General features: G+C 69.0%; 13 protein-coding genes. 6 read left to right on the forward strand and 7 right to left on the reverse strand.

The genetic code is table 11. From position 1 onward, the window contains the following. Nucleotides 1–208 precede the first annotated feature (208 nt). On the forward strand, nt 209–1,444 hold the full coding sequence (locus IZR01_RS54730) for a hypothetical protein (RefSeq protein WP_228558761.1): 1,236 nt from the start codon (nt 209–211) through the stop codon (nt 1,442–1,444). On the opposite strand, the gene IZR01_RS01165 is transcribed toward IZR01_RS54730, so the two are convergent. The 4 genes from IZR01_RS01165 to IZR01_RS01180 all read right to left on the reverse strand — a co-directional run bounded on the left by IZR01_RS01165 (nt 1,412) and on the right by IZR01_RS01180 (nt 5,466). Next, entirely contained in the window at nt 1,412–3,487 is a 2,076-nt protein-coding gene (locus IZR01_RS01165; protein ID WP_194891411.1) for a hypothetical protein, read from the reverse strand. The genes IZR01_RS54730 and IZR01_RS01165 overlap by 33 nt on opposite strands. A 108-nt stretch (nt 3,488–3,595) precedes the next feature. Further along, nucleotides 3,596–3,967, reverse strand: a complete 372-nt coding sequence (locus IZR01_RS01170) for a DUF805 domain-containing protein (protein ID WP_194891412.1) — start codon at nt 3,965–3,967, stop codon at nt 3,596–3,598. Nucleotides 3,968–4,051: 84 nt separating this feature from the next. Beyond that, nucleotides 4,052–4,525, reverse strand: a complete 474-nt coding sequence (locus IZR01_RS01175; protein ID WP_194891413.1) for a hypothetical protein — start codon at nt 4,523–4,525, stop codon at nt 4,052–4,054. Beyond that, nucleotides 4,522–5,466, reverse strand: coding sequence for a caspase family protein (locus tag IZR01_RS01180; RefSeq protein WP_194891414.1), 945 nt, complete (start codon nt 5,464–5,466; stop codon nt 4,522–4,524). The genes IZR01_RS01175 and IZR01_RS01180 overlap by 4 nt, the downstream gene beginning before the upstream one ends. 340 nt (nt 5,467–5,806) lie before the next feature. On the opposite strand from IZR01_RS01180, the gene IZR01_RS01185 reads away from it, so the two are divergent. The 5 genes from IZR01_RS01185 to IZR01_RS01205 all read left to right on the forward strand — a co-directional run bounded on the left by IZR01_RS01185 (nt 5,807) and on the right by IZR01_RS01205 (nt 14,221). Continuing rightward, on the forward strand, nt 5,807–7,033 hold the full coding sequence (locus IZR01_RS01185; RefSeq protein WP_194891415.1) for a hypothetical protein: 1,227 nt from the start codon (nt 5,807–5,809) through the stop codon (nt 7,031–7,033). Between the two features lie 95 nt (nt 7,034–7,128). Continuing rightward, nucleotides 7,129–10,113, forward strand: a complete 2,985-nt coding sequence (locus tag IZR01_RS01190; RefSeq protein WP_194922542.1) for a helix-turn-helix transcriptional regulator — start codon at nt 7,129–7,131, stop codon at nt 10,111–10,113. A gap of 77 nt (nt 10,114–10,190) precedes the next feature. Next, nucleotides 10,191–12,719 (forward strand): caspase family protein, encoded by a 2,529-nt coding sequence (locus tag IZR01_RS01195; protein WP_194891417.1) that lies wholly within the window; start codon nt 10,191–10,193, stop codon nt 12,717–12,719. Nucleotides 12,720–12,747: 28 nt separating this feature from the next. Beyond that, a complete protein-coding gene (locus IZR01_RS01200) occupies nt 12,748–12,996 on the forward strand; it encodes a hypothetical protein (RefSeq protein WP_194891418.1) in 249 nt (82 codons plus the stop codon). 301 nt (nt 12,997–13,297) lie between these two features. Then, the gene (locus tag IZR01_RS01205; protein ID WP_194891419.1) at nt 13,298–14,221 is read left to right on the forward strand and encodes a hypothetical protein; all 924 of its coding nucleotides are present in this window, start codon (nt 13,298–13,300) and stop codon (nt 14,219–14,221) included. Here the strand turns inward: IZR01_RS01205 and IZR01_RS01210 are convergent. From IZR01_RS01210 to IZR01_RS01220, 3 genes are read right to left on the reverse strand one after another with little or no spacing between them, the layout of a single operon-like run. Next, nucleotides 14,218–18,045: a hypothetical protein gene (locus tag IZR01_RS01210; protein ID WP_194891420.1), complete on the reverse strand. Its 3,828-nt coding sequence runs from the start codon at nt 18,043–18,045 to the stop codon at nt 14,218–14,220. The genes IZR01_RS01205 and IZR01_RS01210 overlap by 4 nt on opposite strands. Next, a complete protein-coding gene (locus IZR01_RS01215; RefSeq protein ID WP_194891421.1) occupies nt 18,042–19,799 on the reverse strand; it encodes a toll/interleukin-1 receptor domain-containing protein in 1,758 nt (585 codons plus the stop codon). Before IZR01_RS01215 ends, IZR01_RS01210 begins: the two co-directional genes overlap by 4 nt. Then, a complete protein-coding gene (locus IZR01_RS01220) occupies nt 19,796–21,703 on the reverse strand; it encodes a tetratricopeptide repeat protein (protein WP_194922543.1) in 1,908 nt (635 codons plus the stop codon). Before IZR01_RS01220 ends, IZR01_RS01215 begins: the two co-directional genes overlap by 4 nt. Between the last annotated feature and the right edge of the window lie 27 nt (nt 21,704–21,730).

Raw genomic sequence — 21,730 nt, forward strand, 5'->3', positions numbered from 1 at the left:
GCGCCGACCTCGCCCGCCGCGGTGGCGGTGGCGATGGCGATGGCGATGGCGAAATCATCTTGCCCAGGACGCCTGTGTGACTCTGTTGCCCGTTGTGATGCTACGCGGCGGGGTCGAGTTCGAGGCTGTCCTTGCCGAGAACCTCGTCCGCGCTGGTCAGGTGCTATGTCCAGACGGCGGCGGGTTGCCGGTGGGATCGTGAGTTCTTGTGCACCTGCGCTTCGCCTACGTCCTGACCGTCCGTATTGTCCCCGCGCTTGGACTGTGGCGGCGCGGCGACAATCACAAGACCATCGAGATACTGCTTCTACGCCACCAACTCGCCGTCTTGCAGCGGCAACTCGCCGCCACAGGAAGACGTCCGCGGCCTGACTGGGCGGATCGCGCGATCATCGCGTTGCTGGTCGTTCTGGTGCCCAAGGCGCGTCGTGCTGGATTGCGGCTGTTCACCACCCTGGACACGATCCTGCGCTGGCATCGCGACCTGCTGCGCCGCCGCTGGGCGAAGAAGTCCCGCTCGAAGAACAGCCGCCCGGCCACGCACCGGAACATCAAGGCCCTGGTTCTGCGCCTGGCCCGCCAGAATCCTGCCTGGGGCTGTGGGCAGATCCACGGCGAGCTGGCCGGACTGGGCATCACCATCGCCGCCTCCGCCGTCTGGGAAATCCTCAAGACCGCTGGCGTCGACCCGGCGCCCCGACGCAGTTCGATCACCTGGACAAGCCTCCTGCGATCCCAAGCCGAAGGCATCGTGGCCTGCGACTTCCTCACCGCCGATCTCCTGGGCGACACAAAGGTCTACGTCCTGGCCGTAATCGAGCATGCCACCCGCCGTATCCGCATCCTCGGCAGCACGCTCCATCCGACCGGCGAGTGGACCACGCAGATGGCCCGAAATATGGTCATGGACCTCGACGACGCAGCAGCCACGGTGAAGTTCCTGATCCGCGACCGCGGCTCCAACTTCACCGAAGCCTTCGACGCCGTCCTGGCCGATGCCGGCATCCGCACCGTGTTATGCAACGTGCGGACCCCGCGCATGAAACACGACCATGGAGCGCTGGATCGGCTCGGTCCGCCACGAACTCCTGAACCGCACCCTGATTTGGAACCACGAACATCTCCGCCAGATCCTGCACACTTACGAACTCCACCACAACAGCCACCGGCCGCACACGAGCCTGTCCCAGGCCGCCCCGCTCAAGCCGCTGCCGCCGAACGTCACCGACCTCGACGCCTTCCGAATCCGACGAACCCGCCGCGCGGGCGGCGTCATCAACGAATGGCGGCCGGCTGCTTGATCAGTCCGCAACCGCACCGACGACGGACGACGAATGCCGCCACGCCAACCACACCACGGCCTCGGCGCCCATGGGTGCTCACGCCGAGGCCGGCTTCCCTGGTCCCCGCCCTACTGCGCATGCGGCAGCGCGCTGAGCTCTGACAACACAGGCTCAAACTGACGTTTGACCATACGCAACGGATACCACGCCCTTCTACTGTGCGCAGCCGTCGGGTCGAAGCGTATGAATGCCGGCGTCTTCTCGCCATCGAAAACGACGATCCCCTTAAGAGGGAAATCCCAGTTCGAATTATCCTTGCCGCCGCGCAACATTATCTTCCATCGTGAGGTAGGGCGTGGTCTGGACAGCGGTGGGAAGTCGGGCAGATTGGGCAGGGCCGGCCACCCCCCGCCTTCGGCGGCTCGACGTTCAGCGTATTCGGCGCTCACGGCAGCGCGGAACGCGTCATAGCCCGCCGGCCCGCAGTATACGAGCAGGACCAGGCGTCGCAGATCCAGGACGCGGACCGCCTCGGTGTATTCCCAGAGCGTGCCCGGGCCGGTTCCGGCGGACATCGCGACCACGTGGGCGCTGCGAATCAACCCGCTCACCACACCCTGCCAGCCATCGCGTGGCAGGTAGCCGCGTGCGGCTCCGGGGAGCGGGAGGTCCTCTTCGGGTTGGCCGACGGCGACGACCTGCCCGATACCCGCGAAACGGCGCACCAGGGACTCCTCCTGAGTCAGCCAGGGCGTGAAGAACATGGCCTCTCCGGTGTTCCAGGGAAACACTGACCGCGGGACTGACATCACCTTGTCCTCCGAGAACGACCGCAGATAGAGCACGTAGCGCGCATAGATGAGCTTTGCGAAAGAACCGATGATCTTGACGGTGTGCCGCTTTCCACGCGCGATCAGCATAAGGCCCTGCGAAAACACCCAGATGCCGATCATCATAATCGGGAATCCCGCGGCCTTGATCAGCCAGGTACCGGCCGCAGTGAAGTCAACGGCGCCATCAGCGCCGTTCTCATAACCCTGTCTCAGCAGCTCGTAGCCGGTCACCCCGACGCAGGTCCCGACTATCCGCAGCGTCCACCCGACTCCGATCATCCACCGCCCTTTGACAGGATCCTGCTTGCCACGGAACGGTTGCCCGCCGTCACCCGACCCCGTACCTCGCCTGCGCCAGGGCTTGAACGGCGGCCGGATCGGCGGGAACGGCGGGACGGGAAACGCGGCGCTGCTCACCTCGCTGCCCGCCGCCGCTTCAAGTGTCTCGCCGAGGCGCTCCGTGCGGATACACCGGTCGATGTAGAGCAGACCCTGGCTCAAGGGCGCCAGAGGTGCCCGCAAAATCGCAGCAACGACGGCTGCGATCAGGATGATGGTGACGGGGATGGCAAGGACTGCGACAGACAGGTGTGGCGCCTGACCGCCTTGCATGCTCGCGACAAACCCCGCCGGCAGGTCCCGCGCAGCGACGTTGCCGGCTCCGCCGGTGATCACTTCCGTCGCCGCCCTGCCGACCAGTCCGGGCAGCATGGCGATACCGAGAGTGCGCCACCAGACACCGCGGTCGAGGTGCCAAGATCGACGCATCGCAGCCTTCGGCGGCATGCCCTCCAAAACCGTCACCGGCGCGGCGTAGAACAGTCGGCCTCCCACATAGAGCGCTACGCCCGCACCCGGGATCAGCAACAGCAGGCCGAACGCCACAGCGGTTGAGCTGTCCAAGGCGGCGCCGAGCACGACGGCCGGCAGCGCGAAGCAGAAGAAGACTCCAAAGACAATCAGAACACTGAGGATCTGGGTGTTGAGCGTGCGCCGTACATGTGGTCGGGCATCCGCCCAAGCCTCGCGGGCGGTCAGCGGCTGGTTCCCGAGAACGGCACGATGGCCGAGGACAGTGATGCTCACGGCCGCAGTCACCGCAGAGCCGATGGCAACGCACGCCAAGGCGGGTACGACGAACACACTGGCCGCCAGGCAGATGTCGATCAGACGACCCGCGCTCATCGACTCGCCGTGCCCGGGCAGCAGTGACGTGATCAGCTTCCAGGCGACGAACCCGCATCCGCTGAGCACCGCCATGCTGCCGAGCACGACAACGAACAGCGGGCAGTACAGTGCCCAGAAGTAGCGTCGGAGGGTGACGAAGACGCCCTTGAGGATGTCGTTCGCATCGAGAGCCCGCAGGGGCACAACCCCGGGTCGAGGCGCGCGTTCGGCCCAGGGCCACACCGGGACGTCGGCTCCCTGGCCTTCAGGCCCGGGACTCCACGGCCCCCCGTCGGTGGTCATCGCACAGTCTCAGACGCGCGAGAGGGTCGACGTCGCAGCGCTTTCCTTAGGATCCGGACCATACCTGTTAGGCCCGTGCGTGCCCTCCTGGGCAAGCAAGACGAGAAGGATGATGGCGCCGATGATCGGGACGAGAACGACCACAATCCAGCCGGCCGGCCGATCGGTGTCGTGGAGCCGGCGAACCACCACCGCGAGCCCGGGAATCGTGACCGCGAGGCCGTAAATGGCCCAGAGCAGCGGAAAGCCGATCACGACGCCGATGACGATGAGGGCTACGCCGATGATGCAACTGGTCAGGACGTACATCCAGTACTCCGCGCGCCGTGCCCGGCCGGAGAATCCGGCGTAGTTCCTGAGCACGTCCAGGTAGTAGTTCATGGAACCTCTCCGTTCGTGGTCGAGCAGTTGCTTGCAGTACTGACGGACAGGACGTCGCCGACGTCCGGCATCAGTCGGGCACGGTCAGTTCCTGCGCACGCCCTCAGGCCAGATGACCGTGACGGGGCGGCCGACATCGCGGGCGCGGCGCACGATGTCCCCGGTGCCGCCTAGGCCCCGCGCGGGCTGTCCGTCCCAGACTGCCGCCAGCAGATCGCAGTGATCGACGACGTACAGACCGGCCGCGTGGTACGCCGGTTCGCCCGGTTCGTCGAAGTCGAGCACGGTCGTCTCGGCGGCGGCCGAGCTCAGCTCGCGGTAACGGGCCAGGTCTTCCGGACCGAAGGTCTGCTCGTAGCCGCGGGAGGGGATCACTGCGTGCAGTGCACCCCCCGCCTGGAGGACGAGCCGGGCGAAGATCTGGTCGGACCCGGCGGCCAGGCTGCTCACCCCCAGCAGATGCCGCTGATCGGCAAGCAGGCGGCGCAGTTCGTGTTCGGCGAAGGCAGACGCTGCGGCGGGCATCGCCTGATGCCCGGTGAGACCGATCACGGTCACAGATATCCCCGATCCGCAAGGTGCCAGTAATGTCGGCCCAGCGCTGTCAGTCGGCATCCGCCGCTCTCGACGGCCGCGTAGTACAGGTGTCGATGCGGGCTGGCCGGCTCGACCAGCTTGCTCGCCCGACAGTCCTGAAGCTGCGCGAACACCGCCTCGTGCTCCGGATCCCGCGGCGCGGCCTCCGGCTCGTAACTGGGATCAAGCGGAAGTTCGAAGTCGGATGTCGGGAACCACTTGGTCAGCGACCGAAGCGTCCTGACGTCCACGGCGGGTACGCAGTGGCGAAGTGGATGCAGGCGCTCGACATTGGCCTTGAAGGTAGGGCGTTGATCCCATGCGCCGAAGGACTCGGACAGGAACGCGTAGACGCTCGCGACGGTCACGTTTCCCAGCACATCAGCCGCACCGCCGTCGAGGGCCGCCTCCACGAACACCGAGAACTGTCCCCGCCCGAGACTCTCCCACGAGGCCTGGTCGCCGCGGCTCGCCGCGAGAATCGAGACCCCGGAGCGCAGCACCGCGGAATTGCTGTCCAACAGCGCCAGAGTACCGGCGCCGCCGGAGAAGCAGCAGTCGAGGATGACCACCACCTCCTTGACCGGCGAGGCGGCGATCCGCTCGAGCACCTCGCGAAAGCCCACTCCCGGAGTCGCCGTGGTCCCGTCGGTGGTGGCCAGCGCGACGTCACCGCGTGCCTGCTTGCCGTGCCCGGCGAAGTAGAACAGCGCGACGTCGGCACCCGGCGCCAGCAACGCGTCGAGCAGGGCCAGCATCTCCTCCCGGCACACGGCTCCGGCGGCCAGCCGGCAGTCGAAGTTGGGCCTGCCGTCGTCGTGCCGGGCCAGCAGCGACGCCAACGCGGCGGCGTCGGCGGCGCAGCCGGTCAGATTGTCGGCGGCCCCGTACTCGTCGATGCCGATCAGTAGCGCTCGACTCATGACGTCCCCTCTCGTCGGGAACAGTTCTCGACCGATGTCGCGCGGAGATACCAGGTCTCGCTGCCGACGATCGACGTCATGTTCATCAGCCATCCGTCATAGCTCCTTACCAGGCACGGATCGATGATCGAGACGCACAGCCCCTCGTTTCCCCGCCAGCAGGACTGACGGACGGCGGAGCATGTAGGAGAAAGCTCTGAGTTGCCCTGGCACCTGACCTCGCTCTACGACGAGCAGCGTATGAGGGTTCTGTCAGGACCGGTCCTCCCGATGGCCGTGCAGCCTTGTGCCACCACGACCTCATCGCCGCTGTCCGTCAGACCACCGCAGGAGGGAAGTCATGAGCTCTAGCGGGATCTTCGTCGCACCACACGCCGTAGCCGTCGCAGCGGTGAGCGGCCCGGTCCTCACCGAGGCAGCGGCTGCGGTGCTCACGGTCCGGGCGGCAAGCTCGGCGATCGAAGGACCGGCGCGTGGCGCGGTCGAGCAGACGGCTGGCGAATCCTCGCTGCTCGCCTGGGAGCCGGTCGTGGCCGCGGTCGTCGAGCTGAATGTGCGGATCAGGATGCTGACAGCGCGCGCTGCGCGAACAGGGGCCGCCGCCGACATCCCGCCGCCGCTGAGCCTGGCCGGGCGCTCGCGAGCCGAAGCGGAACGCTGGACCGCTGCCTCCACTGGGCTACTGACTCAGGCCCGGTCGGCAGTGCGGGACTCCGTAGTGGCCGAGGAGGCCCGGCAGGTCATCGCGCGTTTGACGCACCGGCCGGAGATCATCGAGACGCTCGCCGTCTTCCAGCAGACCCTGCGCCGACGCAGCGCCCTAACCGGCTCTGAGTCGCAGGCCACACGGATCGCCGGGGACATCGGGACCTGCCTCACCGTCCTGGACGAGGACGCGAACGAACGGGAGCATTGCGAGGCCCTGAGCGCTGCCGTGTCTGTCGCCCACGGCGGCGTGCAGGAGGCACTTGTGCTTCTGGACCGCCTGCAATCCTGGATTTCGGATATCAACGCCGTGGTGGCCCGGCGGCGTCTGGCCGCGCAGTGGCTGGCGGCGCTGGAGGAGCCGGTGGTGGCGACTGCGGCCGCGGCTGAGGCGCCAGGTGCGTTCCGGAACACCGCCGCGGCGTTGCGCGCGGTGCTTGACGGGGACCGGGACCTGAGCCCGAACCTGCGCGCCGAGGGCGCCGAGGCGATCGCCTGGGCCGCCGCCGTCACCCGGCGCTGTTTCGTCAGTGAGCTGTTGCGCGACAGCCTCGCCGAGCTGGGCTACACGGCGTCTCAGGAGGTCGACGTGCGGTACTCGGCCGGGCTCGCGATGGGACTGTCCCGGCCGCTCTGGCAGGGAGAACACTCGGCGGAAATCTGGGTGGACCAGCAGGGGGCCGTCCACGGACGCGTCGTGCGCAACCAGGACCTTGCGGACGACTCGGCAGTCGAGCGCGACCGCGAGCGGCGGGTGGGCTTCGACGTCGATCTGCGGACCCTGGGACATCGGCTCGGCGCCGACGTGGTCACCGAGGAAGGGTACTTTCCGCTGGACTCGGCCCGGGAGCGCCGACCATGAAAGCGGCGACGACGACCGATGAGGCCATTCGAACTCGTATATCAAAGTCCTTTAACACTTCCCGGCACCACCGGAACGCGGGACACAATGGCGCCATGACGGCGGTACAATTCATCGGGCGCGACAACGAACTCCAACGGCTTGGAGCCCTGCTCCACAAGGCGGCTGACGGCGCAGCGACCACCGCGGTGGTCGCCGGTGAAGCCGGCGCGGGCAAGAGCCGGTTGCTGGCCCGGTTCACCGCGCAGGCCCGCGACACCCACGGCGCCCACGTCCTTCAGGGCTCCTGCATCAATCTGGGCGGCGGGCTCATCCCCTACGCGCCGCTGGTCGAAGCGCTGCGCCTGCTGATACGGGAGTGGGGCGAGGAACGGACGCGGGCGGCCGCCGGGCCCGGCTGGGACGACCTGGCACCCCTGATCTCTGTGTTCACCGGTATCCCGTCCGGCAACGAACACGTTTCCGGACAGCCGGGCCGCCTGCACGTCTTGGGCGCGGTGCTGCGGATGCTCGAGTATCTCGGGCGGAGCGCTCCGGTCGTCCTGGTCTTCGAGGACATGCACTGGGCCGACCAGTCGACGCTGGACCTGGTCGCGTACCTCGCCAGGACGATGTCGACCGAGCGGACGTTGCTGGTGTGCAGCCACCGCTCGGAGCTCCCCGCCGGGCACGCGCTGCGTGTACTGCTGGCCGAACCCGATTTCGGCCGGCGCGTCCAGAGTCTGGAGGTTCCCAGCTTCACCGAGCTCGAGCTCCGCTCCTTTCTCAAAGAACTGACACCGCTGGACCGGGACATGGCGCGACGCTGCTACGAGTTGTCAGGTGGCAACGCGTTCTTCGCCGAGCAGCTGGTGGTATCGGGCGCCCTGACGAACACCGGCCCCGGCACACCCCGCGTCCCAGAATCCGTCAATGAACTGATGCTGGCACGGATCGCGGTGCTGAACGCACCGGCGAAGAAGGTGCTACAGGTGGCCGCGGCCGCGGCGCGCCGACTGGACGACCGCCTGCTGGAGGCGGTCTGCGAGCTCCCGGCCGACGTCCTGGACGGTGCACTCCACGAGTGCCGGGAGCAGGGCATGATCGTCATCGATCCGAACGGCGACGCCTACGCTGTCCGGCACGCCCTGCTGAGCGAAGCCGTCTACCACCAGATGGGCCTCGGCGAACGCAGACGCCTGCACACCAGGATGGCCGAGGCGATGACCGCGGACGTCGCGCTCGGGCTCGCGCAGGAGTGGGGAATCGCCGTCGAGTCGGCCCATCACTGGTACCACGCCGAACGTCACCCCGAGGCCTTGGCGGCCGCTGTGCACGCCGGCGAGGCGACGATGCGGGTGCGGGCGTTCCATGAAGCGGAGAAGCAGTACGGCCGCGTGCTGGACGCCTTGTGGAGCTGTGTGCCCGACCCGGAGCGCTCGGCCGGCCGCACCCGTGAGCAACTCCTCGCCGCCGGGGCGGAGGCCTCCCGATGGGCAGGGCACGTCTCCCAGGCCGTAGAACGCGTGGAGGAAGCGATATGCATCCTCACGACGCAGGCCCATCCGGGCCGGCTCGGCTTGCTGTACGAACGACTCGGCAGCTACCAGTGGGAGGCCGGCGAGACGGAGACAGCCCAGAGTGCCTACGCCGAGGCCGTGCGGCTGCTGGCCGAGGCCGCGCCGGACGAAGCGGCCTACGCGCGGGCCTTGGTCGGGCTCGCCATGGCGGAGATCCGCAGCGGTTCCTACTCTCCCGCGCTGGCCCGGGCCCAGCAGGCCGTCGAGCTGGCCAGAACCTGCGGCGACGTGAGCGCCGAGGGGCGGGCGCTCAACGCCGCCGGCCTCGCGCTGGCACTGCTAGGCCGGGCCGGCGAAGGTGAGCCCCTGCTGCGGGAAGCCGTGGACATCGCCGACCGGACCGACCATCTGGAGGATCTCCTGCGCGCCTACGGCAATCTCACCGTGGCCCTGGAACTCGCGGGAGATCTCACGGGCTGGGTCGATGCGGCGCGCGCCGGGCTCCGGCGAGCCCAGGCGCTCGGCCTCACCGATACCCGGCTGGGGATCGTCCTGGCCAACAACGCCGGTGTCGCGCTGACGCTCCTGGGCCGCTGGGACGAGGCCACCACCATGCTGGAAGAGGTGCTGCTGAGCCGGCCGCGCATCGAACAGAGCGCCTTTCTCCGGCTCACCCTCGCCGAGGTCCACGTGGCCCGCGGCCGGAACGCCGAGGCGGAGGAGCTGATCGGCGAAGTCCGGAAGGGGCACATAGTCGACCCGCGGTTCGTCTCGGCGATGTACGCGTGCGAAGCAGAACTCTGGTGCTGGCAGGAGCAGCCGGACCGGGCCCTGGAGGCGGTCCTCGGCGGGCTGGCCACGGTCGCCGATACCGAGAACACCTTGGTGCGCCTGCGATTGTGTTCGGTGGGGCTGCGGGCGGCGGCCGACCGCTTCTCCGCGGCGCCGCAGGACGCTGGCACACTCGGCGCAGACCTGCTCGCCACGGCCAGGCGGGCGGCCGAGGCACAGCCCGGGAATGCGGAAGCCCGGGTCCATCTCTGGATGTGCGAGGCCGAACACCGCCGGCTCGTCGGCGAAGACCCGGGGACGATCTGGTCCGATGTGGCCACCGATTCGGAGAAGCGGGGCCTGCCGTATCAGACCGCTTACGCACGTTGGCGACAGGCGTCCGTCGGGCGAGACGTCGACAGGGAGGCCGCGGCGTGGGCGTACGAGACCGCCACCCGGTTGGGCGCCGTGCCTTTGCAGGCCGCGGTGGCGAAGCTGACGGGAGATCCGTTTCTGCAGAAGCCTGATACTGCGCACGCCCGCGACGCAGCCGTGCGGCCCGCCGCTACTGCACAGACGTTGAAGGACCTGGGTCTGACCCCACGTGAGATCGAGGTCTACCAACTGCTGGCGGCAAACCCACAGTCCAACCGCGAGTTGGCCAAAAGGCTGTTCATCGCCGAGGGCACCGTTGCGACCCACATCCACCGCATCACTCGCAAGCTCGGCGTCGAGAGCCGGACCGAGGCCGTCGCGCTCGCCTACACCTCGGGCTGGTTCGTAGAGCACCCGGCGTCGACCTCCGACTGACCGCCGCCAGCCGCCCACGCGCCACCGCTCGGATCCGTCATGCGCGTCAGCACCCTATATGCGAAGAAGGAGACATTATGTCCGAGAGGGCATTACTGGTCGGCGCCGCCGTGGACGGCCTCACGGGGGTCGAGAATGACGTGGAGGCGATGGCACGGACGCTGACCGCCCGAGGATTCACCGTCGAACCGCTCACCGGAAAGCTCGCGACCCGGGCCGGAATCCTCGATGCTTACGAGCGCCTGATCTCGGACAGCGGCCCCGGGGACACGGCCGTGGTCTACTACAGCGGCCACGGAGGTCGTGTCCTGCCGCCGGCCGCGGGCACGCCCGGACACGACCTCATGGACCTACAGTTCATCGTCCCCTTCGACTTCCACGACTCCGGTCCGGATGACTTCCGCGGCATCACGTCGGTGGAGCTGTCCGTCTTACTGGCGCGTCTGACCCAGCGGACCGACAACGTGGTGGCGATGTTCGACTGCTGTCATTCCGGTCGGGTCTCCCGCGACAACCGGCTGCGGGTGAAGGCGGTTCCGCGCACTACGCCCTACGAACGCCTGCGAACGCACATCGAGCGCCTGCGACGGGACGAGGGGTTGCGCACGGACCTGCTGCGGGCCACCGGCAACCCCGACGCCGTCCGGATCGTGGCGTGCGCTCCCGAGCAGGCGGCGTTCGAATACCCCGGAGCCGAAGGCGAACAGATCGGCGTCTTCACCGAGGCCTTGACCATGGCCCTGCACGCGGCCGGCACCGAGCCGGTCAGCTGGGCGACCCTTCTGGACGGCGTCCGGTACCGGGTGTCCGCCTTGGTCTCCGGTCAGCGCCCAGAGGCCGAGGGTCCGGCCCGCAGGCTGCTGTTCGCGACGCGGGAGGACGATCACCTCGACATGCTGCGGGCCACCGATGCCGGCGGCGGCCGCCTGTCGCTGGAGTGCGCGCCGTTGCTGGGGGTGCGGCCGGGCGACGCCTTCACAGTGTGGTCGCCGGCCGGGGATCGGATCGGCGACCTGACCGTGGACCGGGCGGGCCCGCTGGCGGCTCAGGGGCCTGTGACACTCGCCCCGGGAATCACCGAGATCCCGCTGGGTGCCCGGGCGCGTCAGACCGCCGCCACCGCACCCACGCTCGCCGTGTCCATACCCGCGGCTGATCCGCGCGCCCTGGATCTGGCACGCGCACTCACGGGATCGCCGCTGCTCCGGCTGGTCGACAAAGACGATCGGTGGGACGCCCAGGTGCGCATCGACGCCACCGGCGACCTCACAGTCGCGGACCGCATCGGTCCGCTGCACGAGCCGCGACCCAATGGTCCGGCCGGCGTCACCGGGACTGTCGGCGATCTGACGACGCTGGCCCGGGCCGCGGCGCTGCGCGGGCTGTCCTCGGACACCCGGTGGTCGCTCAACGCCCGTGTCGTCTGCGAATGGGGCCTGGTTCGGGACGGCGAACGGCACCGGCTGCCGGACTCGGGGGCCACGGTGCGGGTCGCTGAGACGGTCTACGTCAGCGTCCGGAACGAGGGCGACCTGCCTGTCTACGCAGCCCTGGTGGACATCGGCGTTTCCGGGCTCATCACAGTCCTGACCGACTTCGCGCCCTCAGGCGTCCGGCTCGTTCCAGGCGGCCAGGAAGAGTACGTATACGGCTTGGACGACTACTCGGGGGTCCTGGAAGGCGTCGCGATGGAGTGGCCGGACGGGTTGGAGCCGGCCTATGCGCGGCCCGAGACGGTGCTGTTGTTCGTCACCTCGGACCCGCATGATCTCAGTGCGCTGACGCAGCGGGGAGTCGCCCGCGCCGGCTCCGGCTCCGGTGCCGAATCGCCGCTGACGGCGGTGCTGAACCAGATCGCGACCGGCCGATCCCGGGAACTGCGGTCCGCATCCGGCCCGGCCGGCAGCTATGACGTGCGGGTCATGGAGTTCGACGTCGAACCCGCCGCGGTCAGGACCGGGTTCCTGATCGAGGAGGTTTCGTTCCCGCGGCCGAAAGGGCCGACCGGCCTGGCCGGAGCGACACCTCGTACAGCGCCGGCCACCGTGGCGGTCCGCCTGAACGAGCTGATCGTCCACCACAACCGCGCACGGTTCGGCGGGGCGTCCGTGCGGGTCGACGCGATGGTGCTGACCGGCACGCCGGATTCCCTGGAGCCGACGTTCCGGGCGCAGACCGAGCGATTCTCCCGCATCCGCGACGGGGAACCCCTGCCGCTGGACCAAATGCTCGTCTACCACGGCCCCGCAGCGGACTATCTCGACATCGCGCTATGGGTCTCGCGGGACACCGCCGGCGCCCTCGATCTCGGCGAGTTGCTGACCGACGAGGTCGCCGGGTTCGAGGTGCAGGAGGCGCTCGCCAAGATGAGCGAGACAGTCACCGGGGCCCCGTACGCCACCGCTGCGGCCGCTCTGGTGGGGGCGGGGGCCGTGGTCGTCAACCTCGCCTACCGGCTGCTGCGCGGCTCGGTGAACGACGTCATCGGGCTGTACCGGGGGTCGATGCTCGCCGGGGAGCGGTTCGGCGTCGGACGTCATCCTGCGGAGGGGGTGCGCCGAGTCCAAGATTTCTCTTTCGCTTACACCATCGATGAAGTCTCCTGAAGCACCGATCAGAAAGGATCGCCGTCAAATGACGAACGAGCACAGCCTGGACAAGCAGATCATCGTGGACGGATCCGCGTGGACCCTGCCCAAGGAAAGCGATGCGGTCAAGGCATTCCAGGAAATCGAAACCGCCCTCGACAAAGACTCAATAGCGCGGGTCGCCGTTCTCGACGCCCACCGGCGCCGAGTCGACCTCCTCATCAACGGCGCCACCGTCGGCACCGTGGTCCTGGACGCGTGCGTCGACCCGCGGCCGACCGAGACTTCCGGCTGACCTGCCGGTCCTGGCCCGGCCACCGCTGTTGTGGCCGGGCTTGGGCATGTCCGACACGGGGGTAAAGGTTCTTTGTACGTGCGGCCCGAACCCCGCGACCACAGGTCGCTTGCCATCCATACTTCTTTTCATCTTCGCCCCCGGCTCTGGCCAACCGAATTCGCGGCACCATACGGTGAAAGCACCGTCGACGGTTTCCAGCGAAAGGGCAAAGCGAAGGAGTAGGGGCATGGCTGGCATGGTGTTGTCGAGGCAGAGGTCCGAACTGGAATTCCACCTCGCGCTCGGAGAAGGGCGCCTGATGGCTTTTCTGGAAGAGGATCCGGAGACCGCGAACGCTTTGCTGTACCAAGTCGTCTCAGACCTCGTCTACGAACGACTCACCCGGCGCGTCGAGCGCCATCGCGGCCACTTCGGCTGCGCCTCGGTGCCCGCGCGCCTACTGCCGGACTGCCGCGACCGGTTTCAGGACGACGTCGAAGCCGCCCGGACCGACCTGCTCCGGCACGCCGACCGCCCGATAGCGAACCTCGGCGGCTGGATGACGGCCCGCCTGACCGCGGTCACCGTCGACGCCAACCGCAAGCGGCGCGGCGAGCGTGGCGCCCAGCAGCGTCCCCGCGTCCCCGGCTGGCTCGACGCCGCCCTCGATGACCCCTGGCTCAGCAGCCTGGCGCTGAAGATACTCACCTGGGTAGGCGTCCCCACCGCGGCAGCCCACGGGCCCTGGCCGCTCAGCGCGTGGGCCGAACACCGCCCGGGCGCCGCCGGCGACTGGGACACCACCGGGATCCACATCGCCGCCGACGTCGAGCGGGTCCTCACCGCGATGCGCAGCCGCCGAGCCTGGTACGAGAACTACATCGAGCGCCCACTGGGTCGCAAAGAGGCTCCGCTGATCCCCGGGCCCCGCGACAGCGGGGACCCGGATCCCCTCCCGCTGACGAACCCGGCAGAGCTCGCCGACGCGCGGCTCCGCGATTTGGCAGCCGAGGCGATCAACACGGCCGCCGGACGCATCCGGGCCGGCGGGGACCCCCGCGCGACAGTCGTCGACGTGCTCGGCGTCGTCTTCGTCGGCAGAACCGGAGCCGACGAGATGAGCTGCGCGCCGGGAAGCATGGCGGACACCGACGAAACGGTGGCCCGGCTGCTGTCCAGTCCCGCGGACATCGACCGGGTTGTGGACGTATTGCTGCGGGTGGTCTCCGAACCTGCGCCCTAGGCCGTGACGCTGACCTCCTGCAGAATGTTGTCGAGCTGCTGACGGTGCTTGGCGTACTCCTCCCCCTTAAGCCGCGGCCTCAGCGCCAATGCACGACGGCGGCATTCGGAGCTCACCGACTCCAGCACCGTACGCAGCTCTTCGCGCTTCGCTCCGGCGAACCGCCTCATATTCTGGCGGTGCTCCCAGGCCATGCTGACCAGTGCCTCGCAGAGTTGATAGTGCGCCATCAAGTGATCGGGATCGTATTCGACCATCTCACGCAGCACCCGGACAAGCGGCTCCACACCGGCACCCTCACGGTGCCCCTTGAGCGCCGCGTTCAACGCCAATATCCGGCGGTTGCGAACCGCTTCCTCATCCGTCCAGCGCAAGAACGCCGCAGTGATCTGTTTCGGCGTCGGGACCACCTTCCCGGATGTGATCCACCGGTCGAACGCGTTCGTCAGCAGCACCCGAAGTTGCTCGTCGTCCGGATTCTTCTCGACAAGAGACCAGAGCGTGTCGACGGCCATTTGGTACTGGCCCCGCAGGATGTCGAGCTGAATGCGCTCCCGCAGCACCTTCTCCCGGCCCGCGGCGCTGACCGCCTCGGCGTCGGCGCGCGCCAGCACCCTGAGAGCGTCGTCATAGCGATCGAGGCGGCCGAGCATCATGGCCAGAGTGCGCGCTGGACCGGTGGCGCCGGGCAGGCGTTCCACCCAGGATTCCAGGACCGGCACCGCCGCCGCCAGGACCTCGCGGTCGGCGTCGTCCGTGGAGTCGTGCCGCTTCTGCAGGATCTTCAACGCCGGCTCTGCTTTCGCACCATAGAGCTGGACCAGGTCGTCGAGGATCCCCGACCACGGCTCGGGCACCGCGTTGCGTCCCCACGAGCGGCCGATACGTCGGAAGTGCTCGGCGAAGCGCTGCGCGTCGGCTTCGGACGAATTCGTCGCGGCCTCGGCGGCGGCCAGGATCTGGCCGAGCGCGAACCGCGCCGCCTCGCCGGAGATGCCGTCGAGCATCTGGATCATCTGGTCCGGGTCCTTGCCAGGGAAGGACTGCTGGACGCGGTCCCGGAGCAGCGGATCCTTCGCCTCCAGCGACACCGCGTCGACGAGTGCCAGATTGGCGACGACCGCGCCGGAGTAGTCGCTCAGCGGCCAGTCACCGTCCAGGACCGCGCTGCGGAGTCCGCGCTTCCACCCGATCCGCCCCATCACCCACTTCTCGTGCACGTCTTCCTCCGCCTGATCCCCGGACCGGCGGACGCGTCCCTTCGCCTCCGAGGCCTCGCTGCAGGCCGCGTCGAGCAAACGGAGGCATTCCCGCTCCATGGCGTCCCGCACCCGCGCCGGCAGCAAGGACACTGCCGCGCGCAACGCCTCGGCGCGACGTTCCCGGGCCGCCGACGCGCCGTCACCGTCGGACCGGCCGATGCCGAGCAGCAGGATCGGACTGCGGTGCGAAACCATGTGGTTGAGCTCCTCCAGCCGCAGGTGCTCGGTGGCCAGCCGCACCTTCGCACGGCTGGCGAGCAGCAGCGGGATCTGCCGCGCGAGGTCCGCGTCATCGTCACCCCGATTCGGCGCGACGCACAGCGGAGTCGTCCCGAAGGAGGCCGCGAGGACCCTGTGCAAGGACTCCCGCGCCGCGGCGCCTCGGCGGATTTCGCCGTGCAGGAGGTCTCGCAGATACACCGCCTCGACGTACCGGCCCCACGCTTCCGCGGCCTCGACGGGATCGCCTGCGGATGTGTGCGCGACCGCGAGGTTGTGCAGCACGCCCGGGTGCAGGGGATCGTCGGCGAGCATCGCGTTCCAGACCCGCCTGGCCGCGGACAAGCGGCCGAACCGGAATTCGGCTTCGGCCTGCCGGCCGCCGAGATAGCCGCGAAGCAGGACCAGCGCGTCACGATGCCGCAGCGCACGCGGGTACGGTTCAAGGGTCTGCCACCCCTGACCGAAATTGGCATCGAGAGCCTGCTCGGCCGCGGCCAAGGAGTCTGCGATCTGTTCTCGCGCGTCGGCCCGGACCGGCGGTTCCCCGCGCGGCGTGGCTTCGACACCACCGGTCTGGTGCGCGTGCGCCGGACCGGAGGCCTCGGCCGGATCGGCATCCGACGCCGCCGCCTGACGTGGCAGATCCAGCGTGGCACATCGGGCGGCTAGGTCGGTGGCGGCAGGAGTAGGAGCAGGATCGATGCCGGTGTGTACGGATTCCAACTCTTTCAGCCGCTTGTCGACCTGTCTCCTCAAAGGGATGACCGTGCTGCGGAACGACTCCTGGAGCACAGACTCACAATCCTGAAGCCGCCGCTGGAACTCGGCGAAGTCCATAACGAGCCCGGCCGGCTCGGTGTCTTGAAACTGGTGAAATACCGCGAGCCACCCCGTACGAACCTGCTCCAGACCGTCAGCCAGGTCCTCAAGGAGGCGCCGGTCCCCCGCCACCCCGACATAGTCGAAATCAGCGTTCTTCGTGGCCTTGGTCAAGACGCCGATCTGGCTCTTGAGGTCGTCTCGCAGCGTCTTGAGCTCGCTCGTCACCTTCTCGAAGGCGGCGAGTCGGGAGTCCGGATCGGCGGCCGTCGACTGCACCGCGGCGGCATCGTCCGCCACGTCTGCCATCGGCCCCGGCTGTTCGGCACTCAGCTCCCGCCGGGCTGCCTCCAGGGCTTTGACGTGCCGGTCCGGTTCGCCTTCAGTGGACTCCCGAGCCGCGGCGTGTGCGCCGAGGTCTGGGAATCGCAGTGGGCGCCACAACAGTCGCCGGTGGTGGATCAGTGCCGCGAGCATGTCCGGCACAGAGCCCTCGGCCAGACACTCGGCGAGCCGGCCGGGAAGCTCGGCCGGATCGGTCTCGAAGAGCCCGCACACCCGCTCCAGCAGGCGAGCCGAGGGACCGTCGTCGGGCGAAAGCCGCTCCGCCAGGCGGCGGATCGTCGCGACGGGATAGCCCCAGACCATCCACTGCACGGCCAGAACCGTGAACGCGGCCCTGCCGCCCGGCCGACGGCCGGCGAGTTCGGCGACGGTTTCCAGTTCTGCGACCAGCACGTCGCGGGTACGCTCCGTGGCCCGGCCGCGCAGCCGGCTCTCGGCCTCGACATCGTGGATGCCCGACCACCGGCACACGCCGGGCCGGATCAGCGCGATCGTCGCCGAAGGCTCTGGGTCCGCGCCGGTGGCGGATTGGTGGGAGGTCTGGGAACCATCCGCGGCCTCGGCGGCTTCTGCGTCAGTCTTCGCGTCAGCGGCTTTGGCTTCAACCTTGGCGTCGGCATCGGTTTTGGGTTTGGGTTTGGGTTTGGGCTTGGACTTACCACTGAGATCAGCCGTGGCATGAGCCGAGGGATCGTAGTGGTCCACCCCGCCGCGGACCTCGCCGGCAATCTTCTCTCCCGTGGCCCGGTCCGCGCCGGTGTACCCGGCGTCGTCCCGGCGCTGTGCGTCAAGATCCCGGAACGCGATGCTCAGATGAGCTCGGACCCGGTGGTTCACCGGCGATCGGGCAGCCGCCGCCTGCAACCACTCGATCGCCGAGCCGGGCTGCCCTCGCCGCAGATACTGCCGCCCGAGGTGATACGGATACTTCGGATTGGCCGGATCCAGCTGGTGGGCATGGCCGAGCAGCTCGATGGCCCGCTTCGGCCCGGTGTCCGGATGCACGCTGATGCGGAAGTACGCCTCGGCCAGCGCAGCGGCGTGGGCTGCGGGGAGCGGGCTCCCGGCGGTGAAACGCTGATGCACCGGGTCGATCAGCCGCCACAGCACCTCGGGCCGGGACTCCAGGGGGCTGGAACCGCTGGGGCCCGAGCCGATCTCAGTATCTGATCTCATCCCCGGTCTCCCACTTCCTCCGATACGCCATCGCCTTCCGTCAGTTCGCCGATCGGCAGGACCACCAGACGGCTCCCGTCCGACGCCGCTGCACGGCGTCCGTCCGGGGAGACGGCGAACGGATGTCTGGACACTGAGGTGGCACGGCCCTCACGCACCAGCGAGTGCGAGCCGTCGGGATGCTCCAGGACCAGCAACCGCCCGCCCTCGGCGACATCCACCGGTCGCGCTCCGGGCACCGTGCGGAAGCCCACCCGTACCGCCAACTCGGTGTCGAAACACACGAACCGCCCCTCGGCGTCGACGATGGCCGTCAGGTCCGAACCCGGCAGGACCCCGGCGATTCCGGTCACCGGCTGCTTGACCCGCAGAAGCTGGTCCTTGGCCAGGTCCAGCCGATAGACGAACTGTTCGCCGACGATCAGCCCGAAACCGTTCACCAGCGCGGCCCCCAGCAGCACCGGCTCCAGGCGGCGCTCGGCCACGACCCGGCCGTCCATCACGTGGGCGAGGGTCCCGTCCAGACCGCCGACCAGGAAGCGGCCACGGTCGGCGGTGAGCACCTGGACGCCGGACGGATGCTTGAGCACCGTCTGTGCCGCCTCGCCGCCGAGCGGCACCGACCACACCTCGCCGGCCCAGGTGCCGACATACAGCGCGTCCCCGTCGAAGGCAAGCGCCCCCGGCACGCTGAAGCACGCACCGTCGTGCGCCGGGATGTCCCAGGTGCGGATCTCGCCGTCCGGCGAGGCCAGCAGGACCCGGCCCGCCCAGTCGGCGACGGCCAGCAGGCGCCGTCCCCGCGCCCACAGCCGCGGCCGCCCCTTGAGCTCGGCAGAACCCGCGCTCTGGTATCGATCGGTGTAGACGGTCAGGGTGCTGTCATCCAGGACGGCCAGGGCACGGCCGTCGGGGAAGAAGACCGGGCGCCCGCGGGCCACGAGCACTCCGGGGCCCTGCGCGCCGACCGGCGGGCGCACCTCGATGGAGCGGACCGGGAAAGACTCGCTCACCGCGCGCTCGCAGCCCGCGGCGGTCGCGACGAGCCGGACCTCGTCGGTCGCCGTATGCAGCACGAGGTCGTCGAAGACGGCTTCACCCCGGTCGGCGTCGACGGTGAGGGTGCCCGTCAACCCGGCAGTGTCAGGCTCCGCCGACAGCGTGACGGAGACACCGGCCGCCGCCTCGCGCAAGCCGTCGGTCAGCGACAGGCTGACGCGTACCGGCTCCAGCGTCCGGCCCGCGACCGCCTCGGGTGCCGGACCCGGCCAGCCCAGGATCCGGCGGATGGCCGCCGTGCGGAGCTTGGTGGCCTCGCGCAGCACGTCGAACCAGTCCGGCTGGGTCGTGGCGATCCAGTTGATCCCGTGCACGACGAACGGGACCTTCTCGACCGCCCCCGAGTGGATGAGCACCGGGATGAGCTCGGTGTCGGGCTGCACGACGCTGAGCCGGTAGGCCTCGTGCAGCTCCCATTCGCAGACGGATTTCTCGAAGTACGTCGGCGAATACAAGGGGACGATGTACCGCGAATGACGCAGCGCTTCCTCCAGGTAGCTCTGCCAGTCCACTCCCGCGGGGGTGCCGGACCGTGAGACGTCCAGGTACACCCGCGGTGTCGAGCCGTCTTCCTTGACGTACTTCAGGAGCGCGTCCTGCAGGCCCTTGGCCTCCTTGAAATCCTCGCGTGCATAGCTGATGAATACGTCCCACTGGTCGGCCGGCTGGGGTGCGGCCTCAGCGCCCGCGGTCATGGCCAGAGCCTTTCGATCGTCGCGATGAGTTGATCGAGAGATTGGCGGTCCCGGGAGTCCAGACCTCGCCCGGCAGCGTTGCGCAGCCGGACCGCCTCCTGGCCGATTGGCTTGGCGAGGGCGGCCACCGCCTGGAAAAGCCGCGCGTCCGGCGACCCGGAGGTGAGCGGGGCCATCAGCGTGTTGAACCGCCGCACGAGCTCGGAGACCTCAATGGTGGTGCGCGCGGTCCCGGCTTCGGCACGGCGCGCCTCGACCCGGTCGGCGAGCTCATCCAACGGGTGCGCCCGATCTTGCTTGCCGCTGCCGCCGGTGCTGCCCGTCCCGGTGCGGGCCGCCCGGATCCGCACGCCGAGCGCGTCCAGGGCAGTCGCGAGCTGATTGGCGTCCCGGACGGTCTTCAGACCGCCGACGACCGGGGTCATGATGCGCTCGTACTCGTCGAAGAACGCGCTCACCACTTCGGCCTTGTCCAGCTCGGAGATCCAGTTCCCGGTCGCCGTGCCGAGATGTTCGACGGCCTTCTTGCCCTCCGCCGTGCGAACGGCCTTTCGCAGGGCCGGAATCTGTGCCTGGACGGCGACGAGCCGACTGCGCAGCCGGGGCAGCTGCCGCGCGGAGGGCTTGTCGTTCAGCGCGTCCAGGACCGCGACGAACTCCTCGACCACGGGGTTGATGACGATGGACTCCTGCCAGGCGTGGATCGCCTCCAGCAGATCGCGGGCCTGAGCGATCGTGGGATCCCGCATCGCGACCCGGGCGCAGGCCTCCGCTTGTTCCGGTCGGCGGCCGTTTTCGTAGAGCAAGATCGCATATACGAAATTCAGCCACCTGAACCCGGGTACCGCCGTCATCAGGGCGGCCAGCAATTGCTCGGCTCGTTCCAGGCCGCCACGGTCCATGAGCGCCAGCGCACGCGAGACGTCGTTTTCGGCGATCAGCGAGTAGAGGTCGTCGGCACGGTCGTCCGGCAACAACGGCGCGGGCGGCACCGGCGGGTTCCGGTGCTGGATCAGCAGCACCAGATAGCGCTCGAAGTCCTGGATGGGGCCGGACTCCCGCCAGCGCGGCTCGATCCCGTCCAGCAGGGCCAGGGCGAGCTGCGGGTTCCGGGACTTGAACGCCCGGGCGGCCGGTTCGGCCATCGGCCGCAGGAGGATCAGCTGGAGCTGACGGGCCAGGTCCTCGATCCTCTGACGTTCGCTGTCCGCCTCCAGAACGCCGCGCTCGGCCGCGTCGAGGGCCTGGTCGAGCTCGCCGAGGCGGGCGTGGCCCGCCGCCAGCAGATAGTTGAGCTTGCCGTCCTCGGGAACGAGTTCGAGGAAGTCGGCGGCCCGGGCCAGCGCGCCCCGAGGGTCGCTCTCGGCGGTGTCGGCGTAGGCCTTGTACTCCCCCGGCGTCAGCCGGCGGCGCAATTCCCGACGCAGGGTGCTGATCCGCTCGCCGAGTTCCTTCGGTGTCACCTCGTCGCGCAGCGGACGCAGGATCCGCAACGCCTGCTCGTACTGTGGTTCCGCGATGTGCGTGAGGCAGTATGCACGCAGGAAGCGGGCTTCCTGATGCGAGGCGAAACGCCCCAGGTACTCCTCCAGCAGGGCCAGCGCGATCTCGAAGTGGCCGGCAGCGATGTCCGCACGGGCGTCCTCGATCAGATCCTCGCCGTCCGCGCCGATCGTCAGTGACGAGGGCTTGCTGAGCGCGTCCGCGGCCAGGGCGACCAGGTACCCGCCGTCCGGAAGGCCCTCCTGCTCGATGGTGTTCGTGGCCAGATCCGCCAGGATCCGGTCGTGGTCGAAAGTATCGGCTCCGCGCCCGAGCCCGGTCAGCTCGAAGGGGGGCTTGTGCAGGCCCTGGACCGGATCACGTTTGCGCAGGCCGCCGGCCGGACGGTCGTTCGGTGTCATGGCGCCTCCTTCTGGACTCTATGGCGG

It is taken from the genome of Catenulispora pinisilvae (assembly GCF_015356865.1).
In the GTDB taxonomy this organism is placed as follows: domain Bacteria; phylum Actinomycetota; class Actinomycetes; order Streptomycetales; family Catenulisporaceae; genus Catenulispora; species Catenulispora pinisilvae.